This is a genomic window from Actinomadura rayongensis, from assembly GCF_009831215.1.
GTDB lineage: Bacteria > Actinomycetota > Actinomycetes > Streptosporangiales > Streptosporangiaceae > Spirillospora > Spirillospora rayongensis.
In genome coordinates this window covers 1637262-1653373 of the sequence record NZ_WUTW01000001.1, presented here as the reverse complement: position 1 = coordinate 1653373, position 16112 = coordinate 1637262, and the positions used below count along the sequence as shown (strand labels likewise).

15 protein-coding genes are annotated in these 16112 nt (G+C 75.0%); 8 read left to right on the top strand and 7 right to left on the bottom strand.

The genetic code is table 11. From position 1 onward, the window contains the following. Positions 1-40: 40 nt before the first annotated feature. Positions 41-1252 carry an NAD(P)/FAD-dependent oxidoreductase gene (locus GQ466_RS07800; RefSeq protein WP_161102022.1) on the bottom strand — a complete coding sequence of 404 codons (1212 nt, stop codon included), beginning with the start codon at positions 1250-1252 and terminating at the stop codon, positions 41-43. A gap of 175 nt (positions 1253-1427) precedes the next feature. On the opposite strand from GQ466_RS07800, the gene thiO reads away from it, so the two are divergent. From thiO to GQ466_RS07775, 5 genes are read left to right on the top strand one after another with little or no spacing between them, the layout of a single operon-like run. Beyond that, positions 1428-2549 carry a glycine oxidase ThiO gene (gene thiO, locus GQ466_RS07795; RefSeq protein WP_161102021.1) on the top strand — a complete coding sequence of 374 codons (1122 nt, stop codon included), beginning with the start codon at positions 1428-1430 and terminating at the stop codon, positions 2547-2549. Continuing rightward, entirely contained in the window at positions 2546-2746 is a 201-nt protein-coding gene (thiS, locus tag GQ466_RS07790; protein ID WP_161102020.1) for a sulfur carrier protein ThiS, read from the top strand. Before thiO ends, thiS begins: the two co-directional genes overlap by 4 nt. Before the next feature lie 5 nt (positions 2747-2751). Then, positions 2752-3534, top strand: a complete 783-nt coding sequence (locus GQ466_RS07785; RefSeq protein WP_161102019.1) for a thiazole synthase — start codon at positions 2752-2754, stop codon at positions 3532-3534. A 53-nt stretch (positions 3535-3587) separates the two neighbouring features. Next, complete coding sequence (pknB, locus tag GQ466_RS07780) at positions 3588-5498, top strand: Stk1 family PASTA domain-containing Ser/Thr kinase (protein WP_161102018.1); 1911 nt, start codon at positions 3588-3590, stop codon at positions 5496-5498. Positions 5499-5533: 35 nt separating this feature from the next. Further along, on the top strand, positions 5534-6382 hold the full coding sequence (locus tag GQ466_RS07775; protein ID WP_161102017.1) for a deoxyribonuclease IV: 849 nt from the start codon (positions 5534-5536) through the stop codon (positions 6380-6382). A gap of 350 nt (positions 6383-6732) precedes the next feature. Here the strand turns inward: GQ466_RS07775 and GQ466_RS07770 are convergent, their stop codons facing one another. The 3 genes from GQ466_RS07770 to GQ466_RS07760 all read right to left on the bottom strand — a co-directional run bounded on the left by GQ466_RS07770 (position 6733) and on the right by GQ466_RS07760 (position 9549). Further along, positions 6733-7500, bottom strand: a complete 768-nt coding sequence (locus GQ466_RS07770) for a LytR/AlgR family response regulator transcription factor (RefSeq protein ID WP_161102468.1) — start codon at positions 7498-7500, stop codon at positions 6733-6735. A gap of 66 nt (positions 7501-7566) precedes the next feature. Then, entirely contained in the window at positions 7567-8829 is a 1263-nt protein-coding gene (locus GQ466_RS07765; protein WP_161102016.1) for a sensor histidine kinase, read from the bottom strand. 60 nt (positions 8830-8889) lie between these two features. Next, positions 8890-9549 carry a sulfite oxidase-like oxidoreductase gene (locus tag GQ466_RS07760; protein WP_202420002.1) on the bottom strand — a complete coding sequence of 220 codons (660 nt, stop codon included), beginning with the start codon at positions 9547-9549 and terminating at the stop codon, positions 8890-8892. Positions 9550-9826: 277 nt separating this feature from the next. Between GQ466_RS07760 and aroF the strand changes: the two genes are divergently transcribed. The 3 genes from aroF (at position 9827) to GQ466_RS07745 (ending at position 12943) form a co-directional block, all read left to right on the top strand. Beyond that, positions 9827-10867: a 3-deoxy-7-phosphoheptulonate synthase gene (aroF, locus tag GQ466_RS07755; RefSeq protein WP_161102014.1), complete on the top strand. Its 1041-nt coding sequence runs from the start codon at positions 9827-9829 to the stop codon at positions 10865-10867. Between the two features lie 217 nt (positions 10868-11084). Further along, the gene (locus tag GQ466_RS07750; protein WP_161102013.1) at positions 11085-12008 is read left to right on the top strand and encodes a DMT family transporter; all 924 of its coding nucleotides are present in this window, start codon (positions 11085-11087) and stop codon (positions 12006-12008) included. A 41-nt stretch (positions 12009-12049) separates the two neighbouring features. Then, positions 12050-12943: a DUF5954 family protein gene (locus GQ466_RS07745; protein ID WP_161102012.1), complete on the top strand. Its 894-nt coding sequence runs from the start codon at positions 12050-12052 to the stop codon at positions 12941-12943. Here GQ466_RS07745 and thiI read toward each other — a convergent pair. The 3 genes from thiI to GQ466_RS07730 form a co-directional block, all read right to left on the bottom strand. Next, positions 12940-14178 carry a tRNA uracil 4-sulfurtransferase ThiI gene (gene thiI / locus GQ466_RS07740; RefSeq protein ID WP_161102011.1) on the bottom strand — a complete coding sequence of 413 codons (1239 nt, stop codon included), beginning with the start codon at positions 14176-14178 and terminating at the stop codon, positions 12940-12942. The genes GQ466_RS07745 and thiI overlap by 4 nt on opposite strands. A gap of 120 nt (positions 14179-14298) precedes the next feature. Continuing rightward, positions 14299-15324 carry a 6-phosphofructokinase gene (locus tag GQ466_RS07735; RefSeq protein WP_161102010.1) on the bottom strand — a complete coding sequence of 342 codons (1026 nt, stop codon included), beginning with the start codon at positions 15322-15324 and terminating at the stop codon, positions 14299-14301. A 124-nt stretch (positions 15325-15448) separates the two neighbouring features. Next, positions 15449-16087, bottom strand: a complete 639-nt coding sequence (locus GQ466_RS07730; RefSeq protein ID WP_161102467.1) for a response regulator — start codon at positions 16085-16087, stop codon at positions 15449-15451. Positions 16088-16112: the final 25 nt, after the last annotated feature.

Below are 16112 nucleotides of genomic sequence, written 5' to 3'. Positions count from 1 at the left end.
CCCCCTTGCTACCACGTCCGAAGAGTGCTCAAACCCGGCGTCACGACGGTCGGTCCCGGACGGCCTGCCGGAGCGGAATGTCCGGATCGGCGGCGATGGCCGGGTCCACGGGCGTCCCGGCGGTCATGAGGCGCCGGGCCTGCACGAGGTCGCGCGGCCGGTCGACGGTGAGGACGGCGTCGATCCGGTCCCCGGTGAGCCAGACCGACGACCAGGACGCGCCCGCCGGGTCGCCCCGGTCGATCCGGCGCTCGGCGTTCTCGTGCCGCCCGAGGTACTGGACCATATGCCCGAACTGCTCGGACCAGAAGTACGGGATCGCGTCGTAGGCGGCGTCCTCGCCGAGCAGGGTCGCGGCGGCGGTCTCGGGGGCGTTGAGCGCGGCGTCCCAGTGCTCGACCAGCAGGCGGCGGCCGTACCGGTGCGACCACCAGGCGGCGCAGTCGCCGACGGCCACGATGTCGGGCCGGGGCACCCCGCCGATCGAGGCGCGCAGCGCGGCGTCGGCGAGGACGCCGCGTTCGACGTCCAGGCCGGACCCGTCGAGCCAGCCGACGTCGGGCCGGACGCCGATCCCGGTGACCACGGCGTCGGCGCCGATGCGCTCCCCGCCCGCGAGCAGGAGACCGTCGTGCTCGACGGACGCGACGCGCACGCCCGTCCGCAGCTCCACGCCCGCCGCCGCGTACCAGGGGGCGGTGCGCGCGCCGAGGTCCGCGCCGAGGGCCTGGCCGAGGGGCGCGTCGCCCGCCTCGGCGACCGTCACCCGGCAGCCCTTCTTCGCGGCGGCCGTGGCGACCTCCGCGCCGATCCAGCCCGCGCCGACGATTACGATCCGGGCGCCGGGGACGAGGTGTTCCCGCAGCTCGTGGGCGTCCTCGTGGGTGCGCAGGACGTGCTGGCGGCCGGGCCCGGGCAGCAGGACGGGCACGGCGCCGGTCGCGATGACGAGCCCGTCGAACGGGAGGTCCCCGGCCGTCGTCGCGAGCGTCCCGCCGCGTCCGGGGGCAGGACGCAGGCCGGTGGCGCGCTCGCCGAGCAGCAGGTCGCAGCGCAGCGCGTCCCAGTCGGCGGTCAGCTCGGTGGCGTCGGTCTCCCCGGCGAGGACGGCCTTGGACAGCGGCGGCCGGTCGTAGGGACGCCGCGCCTCGGCCCCGACGAGCGTCAGCGCGCCCGCGAACCCTCGGGCGCGCAGGGCTTCCGCGGCGCGCATGCCGGCCAGGCCGCCGCCGACGATGATCACACGGTCCATGCCCGGCACCCTAGCCGCGCCGGTCCCGGCGCCCCCTGCCCGGCCGTACAGTAAAACTGGACAAAGCACGGGAGTCCGGCACGACCGGGCTGAGAGGGCGGCTGGGACGCGCTGCGGGCGCGGGGCCGCCGACCGTCGGGACCTGATCCGGATCATGCCGGCGAAGGGAGCGCGCATGGAGATCGCCGTCATCGGCGCGGGCGTCGTGGGTCTCGCGACGGCCTGGCGCACCGCCGCGCGGGGCGCCGCCGTCACGCTGATCGACCCCGCGCCGGGCAGTGGCGCCACCTCGGTCGCCGCCGGGATGCTCGCCCCGCTCGGCGAGCTGGCCTACGGCGAGGAGGAACTGCTGCGGCTCGGGCTGGCGTCCCGCGATCTCTATCCGGCGTTCACCGCCGAGCTGGAGGACGCGACCGGCCTGTCCACGGGCTTCCGGGGCGACGGCTCGCTCCAGGTCGCCTTCGACGCCGACGACCTCGCCCGGCTGGACGACGCGCGCCGCTTCCAGGAGTCGCTGGGCGTGCCCGCCGAGACCCTCACCGGACGCGAGGCGCGGCGCCTGGAACCGCTGCTCGCGCCCGGCGTCCGGGGCGGGCTGCTCGCCCCCGAGGACGGGTCCGTAGATCCCCGGCGGCTCGTCCCGGCGCTGCTGGCCGCCCTGGAGAAGCTGGGCGTGCGGATCGTCCGGCGGCGCGCGGCCGAGGTGATCGTGACCGGCGGGGCCGCGACGGGCGTCCGGCTGGACGACGGGACCGCGCTGCCCGCCGACCGGGTCCTGCTCGCCGCCGGGCCGTGGTCGGGCGGGATCGGCGGGCTGCCGCCGGGCGCGGTGCCGCCCGTCCGGCCGGTGAAGGGGCAGGTGCTGCGGCTGCGGACGTCCGGGCCGTTCCTGACCCGCACCTTGCGCGGCCTCGTCCGGGGCTCGGCGGTGTACCTGGTGCCGCGCGCGGACGGCGAGGTCGTCGTCGGCGCCACGCAGGAGGAGCTGGGCTTCGACACGCGGGTCACGGCGGGCGGAGTCTGGGAGCTGCTGCGCGACGCCCGCGACCTCGTCCCCGGCATCACCGAGCTGGAGTTCGCCGAGGTCACGGCCGGATTGCGGCCCGGGTCTCCGGACAACGCGCCGCTGCTCGGTCCGGCGGCGCTGCCGGGGCTCGTCCTCGGCACCGGCCATTACCGCAACGGGATCCTCCTCGCCCCGGTCAGCGCGGAAATCCTCACCGCCGCGCTGCTGGACGGCGAGGTCCCGGAGATCGGCCGCCCGTTCGTCCCGGACCGCTTCGAGGTGCGCGCATGAAGATCATCGTGAACGGCGAGCCCCGCGAGCTGCCGACCGGCGCGACCGTCGCCGACGCCGTCGCGCTCGTCACGGCGGCCCCGTCCGGGGTGGCGGCGGCGCTGAACGACGAGGTCGTCGGCCGCTCGCGGTGGACGGCGACCGCGCTCGCCGACGCCGACCGCCTGGAAGTGCTGACCGCCGTGCAGGGAGGGTGACGACCATGGCGAACCCACGGGAAGACCCGCTGGTCATCGCGGGCGAGGCGTTCGGCTCGCGGCTCATCACCGGCACCGGCGGCGCGCCGAGCCTCGCCGTGCTGCGGGACGCGCTGACGGCGTCGGGCACCGAGCTGACCACGGTCGCGATGCGGCGCGTGGACCCGTCCGCGCACGGCTCGGTGCTGGACGTGCTGCGCGACTGCGGCGTGCGGGTGCTGCCCAACACGGCGGGCTGCTTCACGGCGGGCGAGGCGGTGCTGACCGCCAAGCTGGCCCGCGAGGCGCTCGGGACGTCCTGGGTGAAGCTGGAGGTCATCGCCGACGAGCGGACGCTGCTGCCCGACCCGATCGAGCTGGTCGACGCCGCCGAACAGCTCGTCGCCGACGGGTTCACCGTCCTGCCGTACACCAACGACGACCCGGTGCTGGCCCGGCGGCTCGAACAGGTCGGCTGCGCGGCCGTCATGCCGCTCGGCTCCCCCATCGGCTCGGGTCTCGGAATCCGCAACCCGCACAACATCGAGCTGATCGTGGAGGCGGCGGGCGTCCCGGTGATCCTGGACGCCGGGATCGGCACCGCCAGCGACGCGGCGCTCGCGATGGAGCTGGGCTGCGACGCGGTGCTGCTCGCCACGGCCGTCACCCGCGCGCAGGAACCGGCGCTGATGGCCCGCGCGATGCGCCACGCCGTCGCGGCCGGGCGCCTCGCGCGGCTGGCGGGCCGGATCCCCCGGCGCCGCTACGCGCAGGCGTCGTCGCCCTTCGAAGGACGGACCGGCACCTGAGTCATCCTCAGGGGTGATGAGAGGTTTTCGGGATCCCGCATAAACTCGGTCCGATGGATACCTCGACCGCGGACCCCCTCGTCGGGAGCGTGCTCGACGGGCGGTACCGCATCGAGTCGCGGATCGCCCGCGGCGGCATGGCGACCGTCTACGTCGCGCGCGACCTCCGGCTCGACCGGACGGTCGCGATCAAGGTCATGCACCCGCACCTGGCCGCCGACGAGGAGTTCGTCCGCCGCTTCATCGGCGAGGCCAAGGCCGCCGCCGCGCTGTCGCACCCGAACGTCGTCGCCGTCTACGACCAGCGGACCGACGGCGAGCACGTCTTCCTCGTCATGGAGCTGGTCCACGGCCGCACGCTGCGCGACCTGCTCACCGAGCGGACCCGGCTCGGCCCTCGTGAAGCGCTGGAGATCATGCAGCCGGTGCTGGCCGCGCTCGGCGCCGCGCACCGGGCCGGGCTCGTCCACCGGGACGTGAAGCCGGAGAACGTCCTGATCGCCGCCGACGGGCAGGTCAAGGTCGCCGACTTCGGGCTGGCCCGCGCCGAGACGGCGGGCAAGATGACCCGCACCGGGCTGATCATCGGGACGGTCGGGTACCTCGCGCCCGAGCAGGTCCTGACCGGGCACGCCGACGTCCGCAGCGACGTGTACGCGGCCGGGGTCATGCTGTTCGAGCTGCTGACCGGGCGGCTCCCCTACGAGGGCGACACGCCGCTCGCGGTCGCCTACCAGCACGCCAACGGGACCGTCCCGGCGCCGTCGGAGTTCGTCCCGGGGCTGCCCGCGCCGGTCGACGCGCTCGTCGCCCGCGCCACCGCCCGCGACGCCGCCGAGCGCCCGCAGGACGCCAACGCCTTTCTCGCGGCCGTCGCCGAGGTCCACGGCGGGCTCGCGCCCGACTTCGACGCGCGGCTGGCCGCGTCCGGGCCCCGTCCGACCGCCGTCCTGCAGACCCCGGCGCCGCCGGGCGACGGGCGCACCGCCGTCCTGGACCCGACGGACGGCACCCCGGCCGGGCCCCCGCCGCGCGGCGGGGCGTTCGGCGGGTCCGGCCGCCGCTGGGCGATCGTCGCGGTGGCCGCCGTCGCCGCGATCGTGCTCGGCTGGGCCGTCTGGTACCAGTTCTCGGGGCAGTACGACCACGTCCCCGAAGAGATCATCGGGATGAAGCCGGCCGCCGCGACCAAGGAGCTGCGCGGCCACGGCCTCGCGGTGCGGCAGGGCGACACGGTCTACAGCGACCGCGTGGACAAGGGCGAGGTCGCCGCGACCGACCCCGCGCCGGGCGCCCGCGTCTCCCAGGGCATGACGATCACGCTGCACGTGTCGAAGGGGCATGTGCCGCGCGAGGTCCCGGACGTCAAGGGCCGCACCGAGTCCGACGCCCGGAACCTGCTGGAGAGCAAGGGCTTCCGCGTCGGCGGGGTCAGCTCGCTGCCGTCGGAGACCGTCGCGAAGGGCCGGGCGATCCGGACGAAGCCGACCGCCGGGACGAAGGTCTCCACCGACCAGCCGATCGCGCTGGTCATGAGCAGCGGGATGACCGTCCCCGACCTCACCGGCTGGTCCACCGGCGACGCGAAGAACGCGCTGACGTCGATGGGCCTGGACGTGAAGACCCAGGACCGCAAGCAGGACGGAAAGCCCGGCGGGACCGTCGTCGGCCAGGACCCCGCACCCGGCTCGGGCGTCTCGCGCGGCGACCAGGTCACCCTGTACGTGACGCCGCGCGACTGCCTGATCGGCAACTGGTTCTGCAACGACGGCAAGGGCGACGAGGGCAACAAGATCCCCGTCCCTTCGGTGATCGGCAAGTCGTTCGACGACGCGCGCCGCGCCATCGAGAGCTCCGGCTTCCAGATGCGGATCGGCACCCGCGTCGGCGACCGCGTGATCGGCCAGACGCCGATCCCCGACGCACAGGCCAAGCGCGGCAGCGTGATCACGGTCTACGGCTGAGGCTGCCAGGGCGAGCGGCTAAGCTCGCCGACGCTATGACCTCACCTTTCAGCCCCATCGGGGGCCATGTGCCGGTGGCGGGCGGGCTCGCGTCCGGCGGGTTGAAGTACGCCGCCGAGATCGGCGCGGAGGCCGTCCAGGTGTTCGTGGCGAACCCGCGCGGATGGGCGCTGCCCGCGGGCAAGCCCGCCGAGGACGCCCGGCTGCGCGAGGAGGGCCTGCCGGTCTTCGTCCACGCGCCCTACCTGGTGAACTTCGGGTCGCCGAGCGCCGAGACGCTCGCCAAGTCCATCGCGACCGTCCGGCACTCGCTGGAGCGGGGCCGGGCGATCGGGGCGCGCGGCGTCGTCGTCCACACCGGGTCGGCGGTCAGCCAGAGCTACGAGGCGGCGATGGACCAGGTCCGCGCGCACGTCCTGCCGCTGTTGGACGAGATCCCCGACGACGGCCCGGACCTGCTGCTGGAGCCGATGGCCGGGCAGGGCGCGATGCTGTGCGCCCGCGTGGAGGACCTCGGCCCGTTCTTCGAGCGGCTCGACCGGCATCCGAAGCTCGGCGTGTGCCTGGACACCTGCCACGCGTTCGCGGCGGGCCACGACCTGGCCGCGCCCGGCGGCGTCGCGGCGACCGTGGACGCGCTCGTCGCGACGGTCGGGCCGGGACGGCTCAAGCTCGTCCACGCCAACGACTCCAAGGACGCCTGCGGCTCGGCCAAGGACCGGCACGAGAACATCGGCGCCGGCCAGATCGGCGCCGAGCCGTTCGGCGCGCTGCTGCGGCACCCGGAAGTGGCGGGCGTGCCGTTCGTCATCGAGACGCCGGGACGCGGGGCCGAGCCGCACCGCGCCGACATCGACGTCCTCAAGCGCCTGCGCGTCGCCTGACCGCGGGCGGGGCGCGAAGAAGAAGGCCCAGGCGCCGCTGAACAACCCCCCGACTGTTCAGCGGCGGCCTGGGCCGCGAGGTCACCGCATCCCACCCCCCCGGTACGGAATGCGGCGACTGATCCGGCGTGATCGCTCACGGCGCGGATCTCCAGTTTTGTCCTGTGCGGGGCGCCGCAGCACCGGAGTGACCTCCCGTGGCGACTGCCGCCACTGAGAACACTAGAGGGAGACGGATACCGATCGGGACCCTTGCACCACAAGGCTCGGTAAACGGTGGGTAGTCATCGCTATACGTTCCGTAGCCGCACGACGAGCGGTCGATTTCGCGCGACGAACGGTCGTCCCGCTCAGCCGTCCAGGTCGCCGGCCGGCTCGGCGGCGCGGAATCCGCGCACGAGCAGGTCCCGGACCTGGCGGGTGTGGCGGCGGCTGACGGGCAGAAGTTCGTCCCCGACCTGCACGAGAGCCCGGCCGCCGTCGAACCGCAGCTCGGTGATGTGCGCGGACGACACCAGCGTGCTGCGGTGGATGCGCACGAACCCGGCCTCCTCCCAGCGGCGCTCCAGCGACGCCAGCGGCATCCGCACGAGATAGCGCGCCTCGGCGGTGTGCAGCCGCACGTAGTCGCCGTGCGCGACGACGTGGGTGACGGTCCTGCGGGGCACCAGGCGCGTCCGGCCGCCGAGGTCGACCGGGATCAGCTCGTCGTCGTCCTCGCCCGGCGGCCCGTCCGCCGCGCCGACGGCGTCCGCGACGCGCCGCACCGCCTCGGCCAGCCGCTCGGGCCGGACGGGCTTGAGCAGGTAGTCCACCGCGCCGAGTTCGTAGGCGGTGACGGCGAAGTCGTCGTGCGCGGTCACGAACACGACCTTCGGCGGCGCGGCGAACCCGGTGAGCAGGCGGCTGAAGTCCAGGCCGTCCAGGCCCGGCATCCGGACGTCGAGGAACACCGCGTCCAGCCGCTCCCCCGCCGCGAGCATCCGGCTGAGCCCGCGCAGCGCCGCCGCCGCCTCGCTCGCCCCGGTGACGTCCCCGATGCGCGGGTCCTCCCGGAGCAGGTACGTCAGCTCCTCCAGGGCGGGGACCTCGTCGTCGACGGCCAGGACGCGCAGCATGGAAAGAGATTGCACCGATCACGTTCCGTTCGCAATCGGTTCCACCACGTAAGCGGTCGGATCGCCTCAGGCGGGAAACATCGCCGGGCGGAACTTGGGCACCCGCAGCCGCACCCGCGTGCCCGCGCCCCGGGCCGTCTCGACGACGAGGCCGTACTCGTCGCCGTAGACCTGGCGGAGCCGCTCGTCCACGTTGGCGAGGCCGATGCCGCCCCCGCCGCCGCGCTCGCGCGTCCCGCCCGCCAGGATCTCGCGGAGGCGCCCCGGCTCCATGCCGACGCCGTCGTCCTCGACCGTGATCGCGGCCTCGGACCCGGCGTCGCGGGCGACGATCTCGATGTGGACGGTCCCGGACGCCCCGTGCATCCCGTGCCGGATCGCGTTCTCCACCAGCGGCTGCAACGACAGGAACGGCACCTCGACCGGCAGCACCTCCGGCGCGACCTCGACCGTGAAGTGCAGCCGCTCCCCGAACCGCGCCCGCTCCAGCAGCAGGTACCGGTCGATGGAGCGCAGCTCGTCGGCCAGCGTGGTGAAGTCGCGCGGGTTGCGGAACGAGTAGCGGGCGAAGTCGGCGAAGTCCACCAGCAGCTCGCGCGCCCGCTCGGGGTCGGTCCGGACGAACGAGGCGATCGTCGTCAGCGAGTTGTAGACGAAGTGCGGCGAGATCTGCGCCCGCAGCGCCCGCATCTCGGCCTCGGCGGCGCGCGTCCGCGCGCGGTCCAGGTCGGCGAGTTCGAGCTGGTTGCCGAGCCAGCGCGCGACCTCGCCGACGGCGCGCACCCGGCCGGGCGCGGCGGTCCTGCCGTAGACGGCGAGCGCGCCCGCGACCCGGCCGTCCACCGCGATCGGCGCGATGACGCCGACGCGGATCCGGCACAGCGGGACGTCGCAGTCCAGCGCCTCGGGCGGCAGGACGCGCGGGCGGCCCGACCCGAGCACCGGCAGGGCGTCGGCCAGGACCTCGCCCGCGTGCAGGTGGGCGCCGGTGCCGTCCCAGACGAGCAGCCGACCGCCGCCGGAGCCCCCGCCGTCGCCGTCGTCGGGCTCGGCGTCGCCGTCGGGCGGCACGCCGACGATCGCGACGGCCTCCGCGCCGAGCAGGTGCCGCAGCGGCCGGGCGGCCCGCCGCGCCGACGCCCGGGTCAGCCCGGAGCGCAGCGGCGGCGCGGCGCGCAGCAGCGTGTGCAGCGCGGCGGCGGTGGCGTCGTCGGGCGCCGGGACCGGGGGGCGGCGGACGCGGCGGCGCAGCGCGCACCGGCCGAGCGCGCCGCCGCCGAGCAGCGCGGCGCCGTACCCGGCGAGGTCGAGGACGGACGGTGCGACCATGACGACCGACCGTAACCCCACCGGACCCGGCTTCGCAGGCGATCTCGCCGCGCTCCGGGATCAGGGCGGCGGCGCGTCGTCCGGATCCTCCTGGTAGGAGTAGCGCTGCTCCGTCCACGGGTCGCCGACGTTGTGGTACCCGCGCTCCTCCCAGAACCCGCGCCGGTCCCCGATCATGTACTCGACGGCCCGCACCCACTTGACGCTCTTCCACGCGTACAGGCGCGGCACGACGAGCCGGACGGGGTACCCGTGGTCGGCGGTCAGCCGCTCGCCGTCGCGGTGGGTGGCCAGCAGCGTGCCCGCGTCGAGGAAGTCGCTCATGCGGATGTTGGCGCTGTAGCCGTACTCCGCCCACACCATGACGTGCGTGACGTCCGGGTGCGGGGGCGCCAGCTCGGCGAGCGCCGTGCCCGGGACGCCGTCCCACCGGTTGTCGGGGATCGTGAACTTGGTGACGCAGTGGAAGTCGGCGACGACGGTCGTGCGCGGCAGGGCGTCGAACTGCTCCCACGTCCAGGCGTACTGCCCGCCGGTCGCGGTGGCGCCGAAGACCCGCAGGTCCCACACGTCCGGGCGGAACTTCGGCACCGGGCCGTAGTGCAGGACGGGAAAGCCGCGCGGGACGTACTGGCCGGGCGGGAGGCGGTCGTCCACGCCGGACTCGCCGCCGGACCCGTCGCTCGGTCCGTCGCTGGGAGGCTCATCGGAGGGCGCCATGTCGCGCGCCATCCTGCCATCCGGGGTGAGCTGAGCCATATTCGGCCCCCGGTCCCCCGCCCCCGCCGCGATCGGCTACGCTGAGGCGCATGCGCAACGCGAGCTATTTCTTTTGGCACGACCGGTCCGGCGGGCTGGTCTGCCAGACGCTGCGCTGACAGACCACCAAGGCGAGAGCCCCGGGCCACGCGGCCCGGGGCTCTCGTCGTTCCGGGACCGCCCCCGGCATCCACCCCGCGCGCGCCGCTCCGGCGCGCGCAGAGAAAGAGGAACCAGCATGGTCGTCGTCATGGCCCCGGGGGCCACCGAGGCAGACATCCAGGGCGTCGTCGCGCTCGTCGAGCGGGCGGGCGGGGACGCCTTCGTCAGCCGGGGCGTGGAGCGCACCATCGTCGGGCTGGTCGGTGACGTGACCCGGTTCGGCACGCTCAACCTGCGCGGCCAGCGCGGCGTCGCCGACGTCGTCCGGATCTCCGCGCCGTACAAGCTGGTCAGCCGCGAGCACCACGCCGAGCGGACGGTCGTGCGGGTGGGCGGCGTCCCGATCGGACCCGGCACGATGACGCTGATCGCCGGCCCGTGCGCGGTCGAGACGCCCGACCAGACCCTGGCCGCCGCGCAGATGGCGCAGGCGGCGGGCGCGACGCTGCTGCGCGGCGGGGCGTTCAAGCCCCGGACGTCGCCGTACGCGTTCCAGGGCCTCGGCGAGGCGGGCCTGAGGATCCTCGCCGACGTCCGGACCGAGACCGGGATGCCGGTGGTGACCGAGGTCGTGGACGCCGGGGACGTCGAACTCGTCGCGTCCTACGCCGACATGCTCCAGATCGGCACCCGCAACGCGCAGAACTTCGCGCTGCTCCAGGCGGCGGGCGAGTCCGGCAAGCCGGTCATGCTGAAGCGCGGGATGAACGGCACGATCGAGGAGTGGCTGATGGCCGCCGAGTACGTCGCGCAGCGCGGCAACCTCGACATCGTGCTGTGCGAGCGCGGCATCCGGACGTTCGAGAAGGCGACCCGCAACACCCTCGACATCTCCGCCGTCCCGGTCGCGCAGCGGCTCGGGCACCTGCCGGTGATCGTGGACCCGTCGCACTCGGGCGGCAGCCGCGACCTCGTTCTCCCGCTGACCCGGGCGGCCATCGCGGTCGGCGCGGACGGCGTGATCATCGACGTCCACCCGCACCCGGAGACCGCGCTGTGCGACGGCCCGCAGGCCCTCGTGAACGGCGACCTGCGGGAGCTGGCCAAGCTCGTGCGGACGCTGCCGCCCGTCGTCGGCCGCACGCTGACGACCGCCCCGGACGGCGTCCCGGCCTGACGCGCCGCCCCGCGCCGCACCGGGCACCGGTGCGGCGCGGGTATCGTCGGGGCATGGACTACTGGACTCCGAACTGCGGACCGCCGAGCCCCTGACCCGGGGTGCGGTCCTTTCGGCCTCGCGCGCGTCCGCGCCGACGGCCCGTCGAGTCCTGCTCTGAGACCCGCCCCGGACACGGATCACCCTTCCGATTCGAGTCCAGGAGTCAGGTCTCTCCATGCTCAGAAGTTCTTTCGCGCTGCCCCGCGGGGCCGCCGAGATCCTGCTCGCCGCCTGCCTGTGGGGCACGGCCGGGCCGGTGTCCACGCTCGCGCCCGCCCACACCTCGCCGGTCGCGGTGTCGTGCCTGCGGGTCGCGCTCGGCGGGCTGGTGCTGCTCGCCGTCGCCGCCACCGGCTCCCGCCGCGCCGCGCTCGGCGCCCTGCTGCGCCGGGGCGGGCGGACGCGGGCGACGCTCGTCCTCGGCGTCGTCTGCACCGCCGGGTACCAGACCGCGTACTACACCGCCGTCGGACGCACCGGCGTCGCCGTCGCGACCGTCGTCGCGATCGGCAGCGCACCCGCGTTCGCGGGCCTGCTCCAGCGGCACGGGCTGACGGGCCGCTGGTACGCGTCCACGGCGGGCGCCGTCGCGGGCTGCGCGCTGCTCGTCGGCGCGGGCGCCGGGGCGGGCGCCGAACCGGTGGGCGTCGTGCTCGCGCTGCTGTGCGGGCTCGTCTACGCCGGCTACACGACGATCATCAGCCGCCTGGTCGGGGCGGGCGCCGACGACCGGGCGGTGACCGGCGTGCTGTTCGGCGGTGCGGCGCTCGTCCTGCTGCCCGCGCTCGCCGTGCAGCGCCCGGCGTGGCTGCTGTCGGGGACGGGCCTCGCCGTCACGGCCTACCTGTCGCTGGTCACGATCGCCGTCGCGTACACGCTGTTCGCGCGCGGCCTGCGCGCCACCCCGGCCGCCGCCGCGACGACGCTGACGCTCGCCGAACCGGCCGTCGCGGCGCTGCTCGGCGTCGCCGTCCTCGGCGAACGGCTCGGCGGCCTCGCGCTCGCCGGGCTGGCGCTGCTCGCGGCGGGCCTGGTCGTGCTGGTGGTGCCCGCCCGGCGCCGCCCGGGCGATGGCCGAATCCGACCGGAATTGGTCTGAACCACTCGCCAAACCGGGCCCCGGCGGGGATGATGCTCGGCATGACCACAGGCGACGGCGACGCCGGCGGCAGGCTCTTCCCCGACGACCTCGACCGCCTCGATCCCGTCGGGGCGGTGCGGTTCGCCGACGCGTGCCGGTCCGCCGTCGCCTACCCGGACCTGGTCGCCGTCGGGCCGCTGTTCGCGCCCGCCGAGCGGACCGGGGACGGGTGGCGGATCGTCGGCGCGTGCGACCCGCTGCCCGGCGGCGCCCGCGAAGTGCTCGCCGACGTCCTCGCCGACCGCGCCGCGCTCCTCGGGCTCAGCTACGAGGAGGCGACCGCGTACCTGGCGGCGGCCCGGCACCTGCGCGCGGCGCCGGACGACGAGATCGGCGCGGCGGGGTCGCGGTTCCGGGTCGTCCGGGTGGAGCAGTTCGTCCGGACCGGCCAGGACGGCCCCGAACCGCCCCGGCCGAGCGACCCCGACCCGCGGCCCGAGGTGTTCCCGGTCCCGCCCGCGCGGCCGTGGGACGTGCTGCGCGACGACCCCGGCGCCGACGATCTGCGCGGCCCGCTGCTCGCCGCGCTGTCGCGGGCGGGCCGCGAGCCGTCCCGGGCGTACCGGACGCCGGTCCCGCTGAGCCCGATGTTCACCGTCGCCGAGCGCCGCGCGGACCGCTGGCACCCGAGCGGGCGCCTGCACGACCTGCCCGGCGGGGCGCGGACGGCCCTCGCGACCTACTTCCGGCACGTCGTCCCGGCGATCGAGGCGCCCGACCCGACGGCGCGGGCCGAGTACGCCTACGCCGCCGCGCTGCTGGACGACGGCAGCCGCCGCAACGGCGTCGAGGCGGCCGGGCGGCGGTTCCGGATCGTCCGGATCGAACGCGTCGCGCTGGCGGGACCGGACGGCCCCGAGCCGCCGCGCCCGGCCGACGCCCGGATGCGTTAAGCGGCGCCCGCGTCGCCGTAGACCGGCCGGTGCTCCTGCACCGACGCGGCGAGCTGCTCGGCGAGTTCGCCGACGTCCAGGCGCTTCTCGATCTGGCGCAGGTCGTCGATCTTGGCGCGGGTCTCGGCGCGGCGCGGCGCGAGCATCGTGCAGCAGTCCTCGTCGGGCAGCTCGGAGATCTCCAGGGTGCGGACCCGCCGCGCCTGCTCGATGATCTCGATCTTGTCCATGCCGACGAGCGGGCGCAGGATCGGCAGCTCCACGGCGTCGTCCAGCGCGGTGATGTTGGCGAGCGTCTGGCTGGACACCTGGCCGAGCGCGTCCCCGGTGATCAGCGCGCCGCCGCCGAGCCGCCGGGCGAGCAGTTCGCCGGTGCGCAGCATCAGCCGCCGCTGCGCGATCACCGCGAGCCGGTCCGCGCCGGACGACTTGATCTGCTGCTGCGCCTTGCCGAACGGCACGACGAACAGCCGCGACCCGCCCTGGAACTTGTCCAGCTCGCGGACCAGCGCGTACGCCTTGTAGATCGACTCGGGGCCGGTGAACGGCATCCCGGAGAAGTGCAGGTAGTCGACGCGCAGGCCGCGCCGCATCATCCGGTAGGCGGCGACCGGCGAGTCGATGCCGCCGGACATGAGGACGAGCGCGCGCCCGCTCATGCCCACCGGCAGCCCGCCCTGGCCGGGCAGCCCGCCGGAGAAGACGAACACCTCGTCCCGGTCGACCTCGATGGACAGCGTGTGGTCGGGGTTCTTGAGCCGGACGGGCTGGCCGTAGGCGTCGGCGATCCGCCCGCCGACGTGGCGGTCCAGCTCGGTGGACGTCATCGGGAACCGCTTGTCGCGCCGCCGCGACCGGACGGCGAACGAGCCGGTCAGGCCGTCCATCAGCTCCAGCGCGGCGCGCTCGACGCTCGCGACGTCCTTGCCGACACGCCAGGCGCGATGGGCCCAGACGATTCCCATCACGTCGCTGATGCGGGCGGCGAGCCGGTCCACGGTGGCGACGTCGGCGTCCTTGGTGCGGACGATGAACACGCCGTGCCTGCGGATCACGTCCACCCGGGCGATCGGCCGCACGGCGGCGCGGACGTTGTCGGCGAGGCGCCGCTCGAACAGCTCGCGGTTCTTGCCCTTGAGGACGACCTCACCGAGCTTGATCAGGACGCACGGCTCACCGTCGACCGGCGCGTTCTCCCGCACCGCGTCGGCGGGCGCCGTGTCGAGCGTCGTCATGGGGAAATCCTCCAGCGGGACCGGAAAGGGGGCAGGGGTCCAGTGTGGCCCACTTCCCCCAATGCCGCGACCGGCGCGGATGTTCCCCGCCGGGCGCGCGGCCCGGCGGGGACCCGCCGCTCAGCCGAAGAACACCTCGGACTCGGCGTACCGCTCCGGCGGGACGGTCTTCAGCTCCTTCACCGCCTCCTCCAGCCCGACCCGGACGATGTCGGTGCCGCGCAGCGCGACCATCGTCCCGAACGCGCCCTCGCGGACGGCGTCGATCGCCGACAGCCCGAACCGGGTGGCGAGGACGCGGTCGAACGCGCTCGGCGTCCCGCCGCGCTGGATGTGCCCGAGCACGGTCGCGCGGGCCTCCTTGCCGGTGCGCTTCTCGATCTCGTCGGCGAGGCGCTGCCCGATCCCGCCGAGCCGGACGTGCCCGAACGCGTCCAGCTCGCCGGTCTGGATCTGCATCTGCCCGTCGATCGGGTGCGCGCCCTCGGACACGACGATGATCGGCGCGTACCGGGTGCGGAACCGGCTCTCGACGTACTCGACGACCTGCTCGATGTCGAACGGCCGCTCGGGGATGAGGATGACGTTCGCGCCCGCCGCCATCCCGGCGTGCAGCGCGATCCAGCCCGCGTGCCGGCCCATGACCTCGCAGATCAGCGCGCGGTGGTGGCTCTCGGCGGTGGTGTGGAGCCGGTCGATGGCCTCGGTGGCGATGTTGACGGCCGTGTCGAAGCCGAACGTGTAGTCGGTGGCGTTGAGGTCGTTGTCGATGGTCTTCGGGACGCCCACGACCTGGACGCCGTTCTCGTGCAGGTGCTGGGCCACGCCGAGGGTGTCCTCGCCGCCGATCGCGATCAGGGCGTCCACGCCGAGCCCGGCGAGGTTGTCCTTGATCCGCTCGATGCCGCCCTCCACCTTGACCGGGTTGGTGCGGGACGAGCCGAGGATCGTTCCACCGCGCGGCAGGATCCCGCGCACGGCCGGCACGTCGAGCGCGATCGTGTCGCCCTCCAGCGGGCCGCGCCAGCCGGACCGGAAGCCGACGAACTCGTATCCGAAGACCTGGACGCCCTTGCGCACGACGGCGCGGATGACGGCGTTCAGGCCGGGGCAGTCCCCGCCCCCCGTCAGCACTCCGACGCGCATGCCCTCTCCCTCTCCAGCCACCGTGCTCCCTCCTCGAAAGTGGTGCCCGTCACACAGCCCCTCGTCTGGACGATAGTGCGTGAACGAGGGAAGGGAAGGGAGTACGAGCCGGTAGGAAGCCGGATCAGCCGTCCTGGTCGAGGCCGCGTTCGATGGCGTACCGCACCAGCTCGACCCGGTTGTGGAGCTGGAGCTTGCGCAGCGTGTTCTGGACGTGGTTCTGGACCGTCCGGTGCGACAGGACGAGCCGCGCCGCGATCTGCTTGTAGCTCAGCCCCTTGGCGACGAGCCGCAGCACCTCGGTCTCGCGGTCGGTGAGGCGCGGCGTGTCGGCGTCCGGCCCGGCGGGCGCGGCGGCCAGGCGGCGGTACTCGCCGAGGACGAGCCCGGCGAGCCCGGGGGTGAACACGGCGTCGCCGGCGGCGGTGCGGCGGACGGCGTCCAGGAACTCGTCGCGGCCCGCCGACTTCAGCAGGTAGCCGGTGGCGCCCGCCTTGACGGCGTCCAGGACGTCCTGCTGCTCGCCGCTCGCCGACAGCACGAGCACCCGGACGGGCGGGTCGGCGGCGGCCAGGTGGCGCGTGACCTCGACGCCGCTGATGTCGGGGAGCTGGAGGTCCACGACGGCGACGTCGGGCCGGGCGGCGGCGGCGATCCGGACGGCCGCGCGGCCCTCCCCCGCCGTCGCGGCGATCTCGTGCCCGGCCTCGGCCAGGTCGCGGGCGACGGCGTCGCGCCACATCGGGTGGTCGTCCACGACCATGACGCGCAGCGGGCCGGGGGGCAAA

Excerpts from the sequence above, each read along its gene's own strand:
- GQ466_RS07800 (WP_161102022.1), bottom strand. The coding sequence starts at position 1,252 with ATGGACCGTGTGATCATCGTCGGCGGCGGCCTGGCCGGCATGCGCGCC.
- thiO (WP_161102021.1), top strand. The coding sequence starts at position 1,428 with ATGGAGATCGCCGTCATCGGCGCGGGCGTCGTGGGTCTCGCGACGGCC.
- thiS (WP_161102020.1), top strand. The coding sequence starts at position 2,546 with ATGAAGATCATCGTGAACGGCGAGCCCCGCGAGCTGCCGACCGGCGCG.
- GQ466_RS07785 (WP_161102019.1), top strand. The coding sequence starts at position 2,752 with ATGGCGAACCCACGGGAAGACCCGCTGGTCATCGCGGGCGAGGCGTTC.
- pknB (WP_161102018.1), top strand. The coding sequence starts at position 3,588 with ATGGATACCTCGACCGCGGACCCCCTCGTCGGGAGCGTGCTCGACGGG.
- GQ466_RS07775 (WP_161102017.1), top strand. The coding sequence starts at position 5,534 with ATGACCTCACCTTTCAGCCCCATCGGGGGCCATGTGCCGGTGGCGGGC.
- GQ466_RS07770 (WP_161102468.1), bottom strand. The coding sequence starts at position 7,500 with ATGCTGCGCGTCCTGGCCGTCGACGACGAGGTCCCCGCCCTGGAGGAG.
- GQ466_RS07765 (WP_161102016.1), bottom strand. The coding sequence starts at position 8,829 with ATGGTCGCACCGTCCGTCCTCGACCTCGCCGGGTACGGCGCCGCGCTG.
- GQ466_RS07760 (WP_202420002.1), bottom strand. The coding sequence starts at position 9,549 with ATGGCGCCCTCCGATGAGCCTCCCAGCGACGGACCGAGCGACGGGTCC.
- aroF (WP_161102014.1), top strand. The coding sequence starts at position 9,827 with ATGGTCGTCGTCATGGCCCCGGGGGCCACCGAGGCAGACATCCAGGGC.
- GQ466_RS07750 (WP_161102013.1), top strand. The coding sequence starts at position 11,085 with ATGCTCAGAAGTTCTTTCGCGCTGCCCCGCGGGGCCGCCGAGATCCTG.
- GQ466_RS07745 (WP_161102012.1), top strand. The coding sequence starts at position 12,050 with ATGACCACAGGCGACGGCGACGCCGGCGGCAGGCTCTTCCCCGACGAC.
- thiI (WP_161102011.1), bottom strand. The coding sequence starts at position 14,178 with ATGACGACGCTCGACACGGCGCCCGCCGACGCGGTGCGGGAGAACGCG.
- GQ466_RS07735 (WP_161102010.1), bottom strand. The coding sequence starts at position 15,324 with ATGCGCGTCGGAGTGCTGACGGGGGGCGGGGACTGCCCCGGCCTGAAC.
- GQ466_RS07730 (WP_161102467.1), bottom strand. The coding sequence starts at position 16,087 with ATGGTCGTGGACGACCACCCGATGTGGCGCGACGCCGTCGCCCGCGAC.